The sequence below is a fragment of the Rhodococcus sp. JVH1 genome, assembly GCF_000280725.2.
Taxonomy (GTDB): Bacteria; Actinomycetota; Actinomycetes; order Mycobacteriales; family Mycobacteriaceae; genus Rhodococcus_F; species Rhodococcus_F jostii_A.
In genome coordinates this window covers 298268-311667 of sequence record NZ_CP166289.1, presented here as the reverse complement: position 1 = coordinate 311667, position 13400 = coordinate 298268, and the positions used below count along the sequence as shown (strand labels likewise).

At 68.7% G+C, this 13400-nt stretch carries 11 protein-coding genes and 1 pseudogene; 6 read left to right on the top strand and 6 right to left on the bottom strand.

Annotated elements, in window-relative coordinates; translation table 11 throughout:
* Position 1: 1 nt before the first annotated feature.
* The 3 genes from JVH1_RS01480 (at position 2) to JVH1_RS01470 (ending at position 4747) form a co-directional block, all read left to right on the top strand.
* On the top strand, positions 2–1738 hold the full coding sequence (locus tag JVH1_RS01480) for an ABC transporter substrate-binding protein (protein ID WP_043782510.1): 1737 nt from the start codon (positions 2–4) through the stop codon (positions 1736–1738).
* Positions 1735–2268, top strand: a complete 534-nt coding sequence (locus JVH1_RS01475) for an adenine phosphoribosyltransferase (protein ID WP_011598641.1) — start codon at positions 1735–1737, stop codon at positions 2266–2268. Before JVH1_RS01480 ends, JVH1_RS01475 begins: the two co-directional genes overlap by 4 nt.
* 103 nt (positions 2269–2371) lie before the next feature.
* A complete protein-coding gene (locus JVH1_RS01470) occupies positions 2372–4747 on the top strand; it encodes a bifunctional (p)ppGpp synthetase/guanosine-3',5'-bis(diphosphate) 3'-pyrophosphohydrolase (protein ID WP_009480143.1) in 2376 nt (791 codons plus the stop codon).
* 69 nt (positions 4748–4816) lie between these two features.
* Here the strand turns inward: JVH1_RS01470 and JVH1_RS01465 are convergent, their stop codons facing one another.
* Positions 4817–5611, bottom strand: coding sequence for a peptidylprolyl isomerase (locus tag JVH1_RS01465; protein WP_009480144.1), 795 nt, complete (start codon positions 5609–5611; stop codon positions 4817–4819).
* Positions 5612–5633: 22 nt separating this feature from the next.
* Positions 5634–6512 carry a peptidylprolyl isomerase gene (locus JVH1_RS01460; protein ID WP_009480145.1) on the bottom strand — a complete coding sequence of 293 codons (879 nt, stop codon included), beginning with the start codon at positions 6510–6512 and terminating at the stop codon, positions 5634–5636.
* Positions 6513–6689: 177 nt separating this feature from the next.
* Here JVH1_RS01460 and JVH1_RS01455 point away from each other — a divergent pair, with 177 nt between their 5' ends.
* The 3 genes from JVH1_RS01455 to JVH1_RS01445 are packed head-to-tail and all read left to right on the top strand — an operon-like array spanning position 6690 to position 9279.
* Entirely contained in the window at positions 6690–7370 is a 681-nt protein-coding gene (locus tag JVH1_RS01455) for an MBL fold metallo-hydrolase (protein ID WP_009480146.1), read from the top strand.
* Between the two features lie 15 nt (positions 7371–7385).
* Positions 7386–8657, top strand: a complete 1272-nt coding sequence (gene hisS / locus JVH1_RS01450; protein WP_005260893.1) for a histidine--tRNA ligase — start codon at positions 7386–7388, stop codon at positions 8655–8657.
* A complete protein-coding gene (locus JVH1_RS01445; protein ID WP_051033816.1) occupies positions 8620–9279 on the top strand; it encodes a hypothetical protein in 660 nt (219 codons plus the stop codon). Before hisS ends, JVH1_RS01445 begins: the two co-directional genes overlap by 38 nt.
* A 4-nt stretch (positions 9280–9283) precedes the next feature.
* On the opposite strand, the gene JVH1_RS01440 is transcribed toward JVH1_RS01445, so the two are convergent.
* From JVH1_RS01440 to JVH1_RS01425, 4 genes and pseudogenes are all read right to left on the bottom strand, one after another.
* Positions 9284–9469, bottom strand: a complete 186-nt coding sequence (locus JVH1_RS01440; protein ID WP_009480148.1) for a hypothetical protein — start codon at positions 9467–9469, stop codon at positions 9284–9286.
* A 61-nt stretch (positions 9470–9530) separates the two neighbouring features.
* Entirely contained in the window at positions 9531–9803 is a 273-nt protein-coding gene (locus JVH1_RS01435; protein ID WP_009480149.1) for a hypothetical protein, read from the bottom strand.
* A gap of 370 nt (positions 9804–10173) precedes the next feature.
* The gene (locus JVH1_RS01430; RefSeq protein WP_371112930.1) at positions 10174–12054 is read right to left on the bottom strand and encodes a zinc ribbon domain-containing protein; all 1881 of its coding nucleotides are present in this window, start codon (positions 12052–12054) and stop codon (positions 10174–10176) included.
* A gap of 500 nt (positions 12055–12554) precedes the next feature.
* Positions 12555–13366: pseudogene (locus JVH1_RS01425) on the bottom strand (ATP-binding protein).
* Positions 13367–13400: the final 34 nt, after the last annotated feature.

Genomic DNA, 13400 nt, shown 5'->3' with positions numbered 1-13400 from the left:
CATGCCCGCATCGCACAGCACCCGGCGCGGTGCGCAGACCCGACGCGGCCGTACGGCGGCCGTGTCGGGTGCCGGCCTCCTCGCGACCGTGCTCCTCGCCGGCTCGCTCGTCGGATGTTCCGAGGAGGGCGAGCAGATCCCGTCGATCGGGTATGCCATCGACAACACGATCACCACGTACAACGGCAACAGCGTCGCGGGTGCGGTGTCGGGGGCGCGTCAGGCGTTCGCGCGGGTGCTGCCCGGGTTCAACTACACGGGACCGGAAGGCGGACCGGTGGCCGACACGGACATCGGTACCGCCAACGCGATGCCCGGGGATGCCCTGACGATCCAGTACAAGCTCAATCCCAACTCCGTCTACTCCGACGGCGTGCCGATGTCCTGCGACGATCTGGTGCTGACGTGGGCGGCGAACAGTGGCCGTTTCCCGATGTTCGATGCGGCGAGTACGGCCGGCTACTCGGACATCGACCGGATCGACTGCCAGACCGGCTCGAAGGATGCCGTCGTCACGTTCAAGGCGGGACGGAGTTTCACCGACTGGAAGTCGTTGTTCGGCGCGACGTCGATGATGCCGGCGCACGTGGTCGCCAGCGCCGCCGGCGTGCCAGACGTCGTGGCCGCCGTACAGAATTCGGACGCGGAAGCGTTGACGCGCGTCGCGGACTTCTGGAACAACGGATGGACGATGGCGCCCGGCGACCTCGACCTCGCCAAGTTCCCCGCGTCCGGCCCCTACAAGGTCGAATCGTTCTCCGAGGACGAGGGCCTCGTGCTGGTGGCCAACGACCGGTGGTGGGGGAACCGTCCGGCCACCTCGCGGATCGTGGTGTGGCCCAAGTCTTCCGACGTGAGCGCGCGGATCGGTGACGGTTCGGTCGAGGTCGTCGACGTCGCCGCGGGATCGGCGCTCGATCTGGACCTCGGCGGGTTCGACGTGACGGAGGTGCCGTCGCGCAGCGTCGAGCAGTTCGTCCTGTCCACCTCGGGCCTGTTCGAGAACGCAGCCGGACGGCGGGCGTTCGCGGCGTGCCTGCCCCGGGAGGAGCTGGCGTCGAAGTTCGGGATCGCCGCGGAGTCGGACGAGGCAGGTGGAGCGTCCGGGGGCCCGGTCGACACGCGGGTCACCGCCCCCGACAGTCTCGTTCACCAGACGGTGGCCGGTGCCGTCGGCGGCCGGTACGAGACGGCGGACACGGCAGCGGCGACGGACGCTCTGGCCGACACCGGCAACACGTCGGCGACGGTCCGCGTGGGATATCTCGGTCCGAACCCGCGCCGCGCCGAGATCGTGGCGGCCGTGGCGGCGGCGTGTGCCCCGGCCGGTATCACCGTGCAGGACGTCGCGTCGCCCGAGTTCACCCCGTCCATGCTGCGTGACGGGCAGGTGGATGTGGTCCTCGCGGGCACGGCCTCCGCTCCCGGCGCCGCGGGCACGGCAGCGGCCACCACCGCGATGTACGCCCTCCGCAGCGGAGTCCGATCGAACTTCGGGGACTACAGCAACGGCCGTGTCGATCAGATCGTCGATCAACTCTCGGTCGACAGCTCGACCGCCACCCAGCTGTCGCTGTCGACGGAGGCGGAGAACATCCTGTGGTCGGACGTGCCCACGGTGCCGCTGTTCGATCAGCCGCGGACCGTCGCGTTCGCAACAGGTTTGCAGGCGGGAGCAGTCAATCCGACGCGATCGGGCGCCGGCTGGAACATGGACAGGTGGGTTCTGCGCAGGTGATCGACCATTCTTCGGCCCGTGACGCCGTCACCCGGCTCACCCGATGGGCCGACGACTTTCCGCAACCCGGGGTGCGGTTCGCCGACCTGACGCCGGTCTTTTCCGACGCGGACGGTTTCCGTGTCGTCGTCGACGCGCTCGCCGCCTGCGCCCCGGAGGCGGATGTGATTGCCGCCGTCGACGCCCGAGGGTTCCTCCTCGGCGGCGGCGTCGCCCGGGAACTGGGCTCCGGTGTGGTGGCCGTGCGGAAGTCGGGCAAACTGCCGCCGCCGGTGCTGTCGCAGTCGTACACCCTCGAATACGGTACGGCCACGCTGGAGATTCCGGCCGGCTCGATCGGTCTGGACGGGCGCTCCGTGCTCGTCGTCGACGACGTGCTGGCCACCGGTGGAACCCTCGACGCCACGGCGCGACTGGTGGAATCCGCAGGTGCCCGGGTGATCGGTGTCGCCGTGGTCCTGGAGATCGCCGCGCTGGGCGGTCGGGAGCGGCTCGGAAAGTACCCGCTCACGTCCCTGGTCACGGTCTGAGTACTAAAGTTGTGCCTGGTGGTCGTCACGGCCACCGGGGCGCATGCCCGAGACCAACCAGGGCCGCACGGCCCGAGCCATTTCAGTGGTAGGAGGTGACGGCATGACTTCGAATCTTGATCGGTCGCAGAACACGGGATCAACCTCGTCTGCGCAATCCGATGCCGAGTCACCTGCAGCGAACCCGGCTTCCGGTAACAACCGTGGAGCACAGGGATTCGCCGTTCCGGCGTCCGCATCGCGCCGGGTACGAGCGCGACTCGCCCGGCGCATCACGGGTCAACGGAACACGACCATCCGGCCGGTTCTCGAACCTCTCGTCAGCCTGCATCGTGAGCTCTATCCCAAGGCGGACCTGGCGCTGCTGCAGCGCGCCTACGACGTCGCGGAGGAGCGGCACGCGAGCCAGCGCCGCAAGTCGGGCGACCCGTATATCACGCATCCGCTCGCCGTCGCCAGCATCCTCGCGGAACTGGGAATGGACACGACCACGCTGGTCGCGGCCCTGCTCCACGACACCGTCGAAGACACCGGGTATTCCCTCGAGCAGTTGACCGACGAGTTCGGCGAAGAGGTCGCCCACCTCGTCGACGGCGTCACCAAACTCGACAAGGTGGTGCTCGGCAACGCCGCCGAGGGCGAGACCATCCGCAAGATGATCATCGCGATGGCCCGCGACCCCCGTGTGCTGGTGATCAAGGTCGCCGACCGGCTCCACAACATGCGGACCATGCGGTTCCTGCCGCCCGAGAAGCAGGCCCGCAAGGCCCGCGAAACCCTCGAGGTAATCGCACCTCTGGCCCACCGGCTGGGCATGGCGACCGTGAAGTGGGAACTCGAGGACCTGTCCTTCGCGATCCTGCATCCCAAGAAGTACGACGAAATCGTGCGGCTCGTCGCCGATCGGGCGCCGTCCCGCGACACCTACCTCGCGAAGGTTCGTGCGGAGATCAACGCGACCCTGACGGCGTCGCGCATCAACGCCGTCGTCGAGGGCAGGCCCAAGCACTACTGGTCGATCTACCAGAAGATGATCGTCAAGGGCCGCGACTTCGACGACATCCACGACCTGGTCGGTGTGCGGATCCTGTGCGACGAGGTCCGCGACTGCTACGCTGCCGTCGGCGTCGTCCATTCGCTGTGGCAGCCGATGGCGGGCCGGTTCAAGGACTACATCGCACAGCCGCGTTACGGCGTGTACCAGTCGCTGCACACCACGGTGGTCGGACCCGAGGGCAAACCGCTCGAGGTGCAGATCCGTACCCACGACATGCACCGGACCGCCGAGTTCGGTATCGCCGCGCACTGGCGGTACAAGGAGACCAAGGGCAGGCACTCCGGTGACGTTGCCGAGGTCGACGACATGGCGTGGATGCGTCAGCTCCTCGACTGGCAGCGTGAGGCCGCCGACCCGGGGGAGTTCCTCGAGTCGCTCCGCTACGACCTCGCGGTCAAGGAGATCTTCGTCTTCACACCCAAGGGCGACGTGGTGACGCTGCCCGCCGGGTCGACACCCGTCGACTTCGCGTACGCCGTGCACACGGAGGTCGGGCACCGATGTATCGGCGCCCGGGTCAACGGCAGGCTGGTGGCGCTCGAACGCAAGCTCGAGAACGGCGAGGTGGTGGAGGTCTTCACCTCCAAGGCCGTCAACGCAGGCCCGAGCCGCGACTGGCAGACGTTCGTCGTCTCCCCACGCGCCAAGACGAAGATTCGGCAATGGTTCGCCAAGGAACGCCGTGAGGAGGCGCTCGAGGCGGGCAAGGACGCCATCGCGAAGGAGGTGCGGCGGGTCGGGCTGCCGCTGCAGCGCCTGATGAACGCCGAATCGATGGCGTCCATCGCGCACGAACTGCACTACACCGACGTGTCGATGCTGTACACGGCTGTCGGTGAGAGCCACGTGTCGGCGCAGCACGTCGTCCAGCGTCTGGTGGCCCACCTGGGCGGCGTCGGCGACGTCGAGGAGGAGCTGGCCGAGCGGTCGACTCCGTCCACGATGCCGATGCGGCCGCGGAGCACCGGCGACGCGGGTGTGCTGGTTCCCGGCGCGGAGGGCACGGTCGCCAAGCTGGCCAAGTGCTGCACACCCGTTCCCGGCGACGAGATCATGGGCTTCGTGACCCGGGGCGGCGCGGTCAGCGTGCACCGCACCGACTGCACCAACGCGGGCTCCCTGCAGGAGCAGTCCGAGCGCATCATCGCGGTCAAGTGGGCGCCGTCGCCGTCGTCGGTGTTCCTGGTGGCCATCCAGATCGAGGCGCTCGATCGGCACCGGCTGCTGTCGGACGTGACGAAGGCGCTCGCCGACGAGAAGGTCAACATCCTGTCGGCGTCCGTGACGACGTCCGGCGACCGGGTGGCGATCAGCAAGTTCACGTTCGAGATGGGCGACCCGAAGCATCTCGGGCACGTGCTGAACGTGGTCCGCAACGTCGAGGGCGTGTACGACGTGTACCGGGTGACGTCCGCCGCGTAGCAACGTCGAACGGGACGGTCGTTCGATCAGTTCGAACGACCGTCCCGTTCGTGTAGCCGGGGGAGGGCGTCAGCCGACCTTCGCGGTCTCGATCTGCACCGGGGTGTTGGGCTTGCCGCCGCCCGCGGACATGGATCCGTCGTCGCCGTCCGCCGCGATCTTCTCGACCGTCGCGAGGCCCTCCTCGGAGATCGTCCCGAACACGGTGTAGTTGGGCGGGAGCACCGAGTCGGCGTAGACGAGGAAGAACTGGCTGCCGTTACTGCCGGGGGTCCCGCTGTTCGCCATCGCGACCGTGCCGCGGGGGTAGACCACCGGATTCGCGAGTGCCGGATCGTTCGGCGCGAACGCCGTCTCCGGGTACTCGGTGGTGAAGCCGTAGCCCGGTCCGCCGGTGCCCTTCCCGCTGGGATCACCGCACTGCAGGACCTGCAGTCCCAGCTCCGTCGTCAGCCGGTGGCAGGGTGTGTCGTCGAAGTAGCCCTGCTGGGCGAGGCTCGTGAAGCTGTTGACCGTGCACGGGGCCTCGGCACGGTCGAGGACCAGGCCGATCGGTCCGGAGCTCGTCTGGAGGTCGACCGGGACGGTGCCCTCGGTGGAGACCCCGGACGTGGGCGGCGGCGTGACGTCCTTGGCAGCGGGCTGCCCTGCCGGATAGGCGCAGTCCACGGTGGCCGCGGCCGGTGCCGGGACCGGCGGCAGCGTGCCGAACCTGGACAGATCGAGCGACTGTTCCGCCGCGCTCGTGGGGGCCGCCTTCGATGAGGTGCCGGTCGACGAGCCGCCGGAGTCGGACGAATCCGAACAGCCGGCGAGGAGGACCGCGAGGCTCACGCCTGCGACGAGGATCGAGGTGCGTTTCATCGGTCCATCCTCACACGAGACCTCAGTCCATCCGGACGGACGTGATGTCGATGGGCAGGTTGGGCTTGCCGCCGCCCGCCTGCATCGATCCGTCGTCACCGGCCGCCGCCACCTTCTCGATGGTCGCCAGGCCCGTCTCGTCGACCTTCCCGAACGCGGTGTACTGCGGGGGCAGCAGCGAATCGGCGTAGACGAGGAAGAACTGGCTGCCGTTGCTGTCGGGCTGGCCGCTGTTGGCCATTGCGATGGTGCCGCGCGGGTACGTCACCGGCACCTGTAGCGACGGATCCGACGCCTCGTATTGGTCGGTGGGGAATTCGTTCGCGAAGCCGTAACCGGGGCCGCCGGTGCCTGCGCCCGTGGGATCACCGCACTGCAGGACCTTCAACCCCTCGGACGTGACGAGCCGGTGGCACGGGGTGTTGTCAAAGTAGTTCTGGCTCGCCAGGCTCAGGAAGTTGTTGACGGTGCACGGGGAGTCGGCGTTGTCCAGGATCAGGCCGATGTTTCCCTGCGTCGTCTGCATGCTGACGCTGACTTCCTGGAGCGTGGTGTCGATGTCGTCGGTGCGCGGCGGGTTCACCTGCTTCGCCGGCGGCTGAGTGCTGGGGGTGTACGTGCAGGACACCTTCTCAGGCAGCGGTTCGGACCGGCCCGCCGGCATCACACCGGGCGACTGCGGCGACGCCGACACCGACTCGGCCGCCGACGCTTCCGTCGCGTCGTCGTCGCCGCTGGTGAGGGCGAAGACGACGGCGCCCGCCGCCACGACGAGCACGACACCGAGCACCGAACCGGCGATCGTCAGCTGCTTACGCTTGCGTGCTCTGTCGGCGCGGCGTTCGAGCTGACGCTCGAGCTTTCGTTTGGCTGCTTCCCGGCGCTGCTCGTTGCTCGGCACTGCGGTGGTCCTCCCGTATCGGTCTGTCTGGCAGTCGGTCGATATAGCAGTTGGTCGGTGCGAACTACCCCCGGCACACGACCTCCAGAGTCTGCCATCCGAACCTGAGAACATCCTGGCGGGGCGGCGGCTTAGGCTGTAGCGACTGCAATGTCCACTCGAACAGGAGCCTCACAGGTGCTCGTCACAGGATTCCCGGCCGGGATGTTTCAGACCAACTGCTACATCCTCGCGCAGGACGTTGCCCAGGAATGCGTCGTCGTCGACCCAGGACAGGACGCCGCCGAACCGCTGTTCGAGTTCCTGGACCAGTCGAATCTCACGCCGACCGCGGTGCTCCTGACCCACGGTCACCTCGACCACGTCTGGAACGCCTACGACGTCTGCGAGAAGTTCGGGATCCCCGCGTACATCCATCCCGAGGACCGGTACATGCTGTCGGATCCCGGCCGCGGCATCGGCCCGACGATGAAGCCGTTCATCGAGGGCATGACGTTCGTCGAGCCCGGCGAGGTGATCGCGCTCGCCGACGGCGACGTGATCGAGCAGGCCGGGATGTCGTTCGCTATCGACCACACCCCGGGGCACACACAGGGGTCCGTGGTCTTCCGGACCCGGGTCGCCACCGAGAACGGTCCAGTCGAGATCGCCCTCACCGGTGACACCCTGTTCCAGGGGTCGATCGGTCGCAGCGACCTGCCCGGCGGCAACCACGAACAGTTGCTGCAGTCCATCGCCGACAAGCTTCTGATCCTCGCCGACGACACGGCGGTTCTCCCCGGGCACGGCGGGTCGAGCACCGTCGGCGCCGAACGTGGGTCGAACCCGTTCCTCGTTGGACTCTCGGGATCGAAATAAGGAAAAGTAACGACAGTGAGCAAAGCCAGCACCTTCTCCGCCCCCAAGGGCGTCCCCGATTACGTCCCGCCGCAGTCGTCCGAGTTCGTCGCGGTCCGTGACGGACTCACGCGCGCTGCGCGACTGGCCGGATACGGGCACATCGAACTTCCCATCTTCGAGGACACCGGGCTGTTCGCCCGCGGTGTCGGCGAGTCCACCGACGTCGTCAGCAAGGAGATGTACACGTTCGCCGACCGCGGTGATCGTTCGGTGACCCTGCGGCCCGAGGGCACGGCGGGCGTCATGCGGGCCGTGATCGAACACGGCCTGGACCGCGGCCAGTTGCCGGTGAAGCTGAGCTACGCCGGACCGTTCTTCCGCTACGAGCGACCGCAGGCCGGTCGTTACCGCCAGCTGCAGCAGGTCGGGGTGGAGGCCATCGGCGTCGATGACCCCGCCCTCGACGCCGAGGTCATCGCCATCGCCGACGCGGGTTTCCGCGGCCTCGGCCTCGACGGGTTCCGGTTGGAGATCACGTCCCTCGGTGACGACACGTGCCGGCCGCAGTACCGGGAACGGTTGCAGGAGTTCCTGTTCGCCCTTCCACTCGACGAGGAGACGCGTCGGCGGGCGGAGATCAACCCGCTGCGGGTTCTCGACGACAAGCGCAAGGAGGTGCGCGAGATGACGGCGGATGCACCGCTCATGCTCGACCACCTCTCGGACACGGCGAAGGCGCACTTCGACGAGGTCCTCGCACACCTCGACGCGCTGGGTGTGCCGTACGTGGTGAACCCGCGAATGGTCCGCGGCCTCGACTACTACACGAAGACGACGTTCGAATTCGTCCACGACGGTCTCGGCGCGCAGTCGGGTATCGGCGGCGGCGGACGGTACGACGGCCTGATGGCGCAGCTCGGCGGTCAGCCGTTGTCCGGCATCGGTTTCGGGCTCGGCGTCGACCGGACCGTCCTCGCGCTCGCTGCCGAGGGCAAGACCGCAGGCTCGACCGCCCGCTGTGAGGTCTTCGGCGTACCCCTGGGCGAGGAGGCGAAGGCGAAGCTGGTGGTGATCGCTCAGCAGTTGCGCGCCCAGGGGATTCGAGTCGACCTCGCGTACGGCAACCGCGGGGTGAAGGGCGCGATGAAGGCCGCCGACAGATCCGGCGCCGCGCTGGCACTCGTGCTCGGCGACCGCGACATCGCCGACGGGACGGTGGGAATCAAGAATCTCGCCACCGGCGATCAGGAGTCGGTCTCCTCGGCGGATGTCGTCGCACGCGTCGGAGCCATCCTTGGCGCGTGACGACACCGCGCCGGTGTCACTCGACCTCGTTCCGATCGAGTTGATCGCACCACGGCTCAAACGGGTCGCGGCGATCGCCATGCTGATCGGTGTGGTGGTCGGCGTCCTCGTCGGGTTCTTCGGGCCCGTGTGGGTCGGTGTGACGGTCGGGGCCGTGATCGCGGTCCCGACCGCCGCGTCCGCTCTCCTCACGTTGCGGCGACGCATCACACTGCAGACCGGGCGAATCCGGTCCACGGGTGGGCTGCGCAGCAGGCACGTCGACGTCACGAGGGCGGTCGCGGCGGAACTGGTGGTCCGTTCGGCTCGCGTCAGCGAGGTGAGCGTCCGGATCACGGACCCCGACGGGAGCCTCGCGATACCGCTCGCCCTCTACACGACCGACGGCGGCCGTGAACTCGAGATCCTCGGGCTCCGCAGGCTGGCCGACGCCCTGACGACGAGCGAACTGGTGCCGGCAGCCGCGATCGCGTCGGTGCTCATCGAGCAGCTACGCGCGGAAGCGCGCGGCGCGGCCCTTCCCGAACGCCCCCTGTTCCGGGCCGTGGAACTGGTGCGTTCGGAAGGCCGCGTGCCCACCACCACGCTCACCGATCACGAGGTGGCAGCGCTCCTCGACTGAGTGATCAGCTCCGGTCGCCGAACGGAGTGTCGTCGAGATCCTCGCCGCCGATTACGGCGGGCACGACCATCGGGAGGTCGCCGACGCACGCGTTGTTCTCGCCGGCGTTGACGAGGTAGCTGGGTGTGGACCGGCCGCTCAGCTGGTCGTCGCCCCCACGCCCGGCGCCGGCCATCCCGGCGCCGCCCATGGGCCCGCCAGGTGACGAGGTGGCGGCCGGAGCGGCGCACTGTTTCGGAGTGGTCCCGGTATCACCGGGGCACAACCGGCACGGTGACCGTTCCGCGAGGTACGGAACCGCCACCCGCGGAGACGCTTCCGCCCACGCCGCCACCGTACACGCCGATGCCCGCGCCGCCGGCGATGCCCACCGCACCCGGAACTGCGCCCGCTGCCCCATGTGCGGGAACGACGGCGGATTTCGCCGACGGGGCGTCGGCAGGCAGGTCGGACGAGGAGACACTCGCCGCCTGGGTGCTCGCCGACACCACGTCGCCGAGGCTGTCGGTGAAGGTGGAGATCATCGTTGCCCACACCCTCGATCACGCTGGACGCGATGGCGAACGGTGACGTCGGTGCGGCTCCGGGCAAAGGGGCGGCGGTACCGGACCGGGCGCAGCCAGTCCGTTCATCGTGAGGGTCTGTTCGTTCAGTTCGGTGCGCGTCTGCGTCACGATACCGATGGCCGCCTTGAGGTGCTTGGCCGCGGACGCGAGCAGCATTGCCTGCCCGGGTGGAGTCATCACAATCGGCGCGGCGGTAACGCAGTAGCTGCGAACGACTCCGAGGTAGTCATGAGGTTCGCGTTGCCCCGCGGCGTGGACGCGGCGGACGTCTGGGTGCTCGAGATCTCCGGTGCCGCGTTCGCTCGTTCCGTGCCGCTCGACTGAGCGTCTACGTAGATCTCGGACTGTCTGCCACTGGTGTGGCGGGCGCCTGAGATGGACGTGTGTCACGGCTACCCGCGTCACCGTGCGGTGGTGTGGGTTGGACCGTGTCCCACACCGACGCTTGTGGTGCAGGAACATGCTGTTTCGGATTCACCCCCAACCGCCGTGGTGCGGTGGGCAGGCTGCGGCGGACCCGGCGATGCCGGGGCCTGCTCGGGGTGGGACCGGTTTTGTCGCGGCACCTGCGTATCGGCGCGTGCTCGGCGACCCGGACCGCGGGCAGCTGCCCACGTCGACGGGTGACCTTGCCTTTGCCGAGCAGTGCGCGTTTGGCCAGGTTCACCCCCGCGAGGTGGTCGCGGTTGCCGCCGACCCGGCAGCCCGGGCACCACGCGGTGTGGTACCCGCCGGGACGGGCAAGTGGTTCGTCGCAGCCCGGACACCATGCGGACGATCCTCGGGCGGGCACCGAGACCACCGTGATGCCGGCACCGGTGGCGGTGTGCGCGAGGGCGGCGACCGCTTGGCGGCGGGCGGACTGCGCGGCCCGGTTGTTGTTGACCCGGCCGTGTCCGCGGGTCTCGAGGGTGGTGAGATCTTCCACCGCGATCACCTGCGCTCCGGCGGTGGTGGCGTAGTCGGTGACCTGGCGGGCGAAGTGGAACGCGAGTTCCCGGTTGATCTTCCCCCGCTTGGCACCCACCGCGGTGCGGTGTTCGTCGAGGACGGCGATCTTCGCCTCCAGCTGGGCGCGGACCTCCGGTGGGGCGGTGGCGGCCAGCCGGGTCAGCCGGGCGGCCTTGGCGTGCAGCAGCTGCCCCTCGGCCTGCAGGCGCGCCAGTTTGATTCCGAGGCCGCGGTCGTCGTAGGTGAAGCCCCGGTAATCCGACACCAGCCCCTCCGGGCTGTCGGTGGTGAGGGCGGCGGCACCGAGCGTGGACGGGGACCAATCCACGCCCACCGCGACCGCGGCCGAGTCCAGGTCATCTGCCGGGACGAGTTCGGTCGCGGCGCACCGCCACAACAGACCCCGGTGGTCGAGGACCAGGGTCGGCAGATGCCAATCGATGACAGGCCGGCCGCACAGGTGCGCGGGGATGGCCGCGGTCAGCCGCACCCGCCGCCACTGCGCCCGCCCCACCGGCGCGGGACAGGTCGGCAGCTTCACCGTCAACACCAGCTCATGCTCTGCGACGGTGACGGCAAGCTGCGCGAGCTGCCGATCGGCGGCCGACAGTCGGGCCATCGACGCGATCTGCGGTGGTCCCTGCAGGTCGGTGATCCGCAACCGGCCGGCCGGTGCCCCGCCACTGGAGCGGGCGCGTGCGGCGAGCTGGCGCCGCACACCCCGAGCGAAACCCGAGGGCACAGAGTCGCCCGGCTCGGTGGGTGCGGTCAGACGACCGGTGGCCGGGTCGAATCGGGTCGACAGTGCCGCGATCGCGGTGTCCCGGTAGGCCAGGGTCCGCAGGGTCGCCAGCACCTGCGCGGTCACCACCCGGCTCACCCGCGACGGCACATAGACCCCGTCCGGATAGAACGGATCCCAGCCGAGCCGCGCCGCGGCGACATGACCCTGTGTGGGCAGCCTGCGGTCCTGGCGGTCACGGCCGGCGGCGAGCACGTCGAACGTCGCCGGCCGCCACAGCCGCGACACCAACTCGGCGCCAGCACCTGCAATCAGATCGAGCAGCCACCCCACCCGGGTGTCGACGTCATCGAGGCCGATCCGCTCACCGGTCGCGTCGTCGACCGCCACGTGGGCGCGGGTGGTGAACGAGAACTGCCGCGGCGTCGTGGAGACCCCGTCGTCGATACTGTGGCGACCAGAGCGCCCAGAAACCACGCCGGACAACGATGCCGGCACCGCCGTTACGTCATCCATCAACCCTCCCGCCAGTACATGTGGCAACCGGGTGCGTACGACCTCGACAGTAACGCCGACCTCCGACATTTAGCCTCGGGGGGAGTCCGCAGGCGGGCCGAACGTCCGACCGGGACACCTGGTGATCCCTGGCTTTTTGAGTGGTCGTCTGCGGGCTCGGTGTCTGGTCGAGCGGTGTCCTTGTTCGGGAACTGGGAGCCGGCCGGTAGGCGTGGACTCCTGCTTAGAGAATGTCTGGGCCGTGGCCGCGATGGTGAGTCACCTGGTGAACAGGGATGTGGACCGACAGGAGCAATGACGATGGCATTGACGTTGGGGATCGACGTGGCTGTCCGGGCCGAGCGTCAGACAACGCTGGCCCGTGATGGTGCCACGGTATGGCGTGGCCGGAAGTTCTGGCCACGGCCGGCCGATCTGGAACGGTTGTGGGCGGACTTGTGTCGCTTGCCAGGGTGATGGGACCACCTCGTTGCCACGAGCATGGGACCACCCGGAGATGTTCATCGAGCATCGACCTCGCCTTCTGAACTGTCAATGGCACCACGCCCGGGGCGGGTGCGTTGCCGGTAGGACGGTCCCTCGATGACGAGGGTGTGTGCCGCGGAGGTGAGCCGGTCGATCGCCGACTGCGCGAGCAGGGCATCGGTGGTCATCGACAACCACTCATCAGGGGACCTATTCGAAGAGACGATCGTCGGCTTGCGGCGGTGGCGCTCCACGACCAACTCGTAGAAGTCGTTGGTCTCGGTGGCGTCCAGGGGCCGAAGCGCAAAATCGTCGAGGACCAGGAGATCGACGGTGGCGATGTGCCGCATCTCCGCCTCGACCGAGTTGTCGAGCCGTGCGGCGCGCAGACGGGCGAACAGCTTGTCGGCGCGGGCGCAGAGCACCGTCATCCGGCGCCGGATCGCGACGTGCCCGAGGGCGGTCGCCAGGTGCGTCTTGCCCACCCCGACCGGTCCCAGAACCAGGACCGAGTGGCCGGCCTCGGCGAACCGCAGCGACACCAGATCCGAGAGCAGGGATCGGTCGTAGCGGAGGTCGTCGAGGGCGTTCCAGGTGTCGATTCGCATCGACTGATCCAGACCGGCCTTCGCCGACCGTAAAGTGGCCGAGCGTGATTCCCGCCGGGATACCTCGTCGGCGAGGAGCAGTTCCAGGAACGCGACGTGGCTGAGTTGGTGCTGGCGGGCCAGGGCGAGTCGCTCGGGCAGGGTGTCCTTGAGGGCGCCGAGTTTGAGTGTTTGAGGAGGGCGATCAGGTCGGCGCCGATCGGATCGACCGGCCCCGCGGGTGCGGGTGGGGTGGTCATCGTGTCTCCTTCGTGTCGGTGTTGCCGCCGACGA

Bases quoted from the DNA above. Each gene is read 5' to 3' on its own strand.
- JVH1_RS01480 (WP_043782510.1), top strand. From the start codon at position 2: ATGCCCGCATCGCACAGCACCCGGCGCGGTGCGCAGACCCGACGCGGC.
- JVH1_RS01470 (WP_009480143.1), top strand. From the start codon at position 2,372: ATGACTTCGAATCTTGATCGGTCGCAGAACACGGGATCAACCTCGTCT.
- JVH1_RS01465 (WP_009480144.1), bottom strand. From the start codon at position 5,611: ATGAAACGCACCTCGATCCTCGTCGCAGGCGTGAGCCTCGCGGTCCTC.
- JVH1_RS01445 (WP_051033816.1), top strand. From the start codon at position 8,620: ATGTCGTCGCACGCGTCGGAGCCATCCTTGGCGCGTGACGACACCGCG.
- JVH1_RS01440 (WP_009480148.1), bottom strand. From the start codon at position 9,469: ATGGGCGGCGCCGGGATGGCCGGCGCCGGGCGTGGGGGCGACGACCAG.
- JVH1_RS01435 (WP_009480149.1), bottom strand. From the start codon at position 9,803: ATGATCTCCACCTTCACCGACAGCCTCGGCGACGTGGTGTCGGCGAGC.
- JVH1_RS01430 (WP_371112930.1), bottom strand. From the start codon at position 12,054: ATGGATGACGTAACGGCGGTGCCGGCATCGTTGTCCGGCGTGGTTTCT.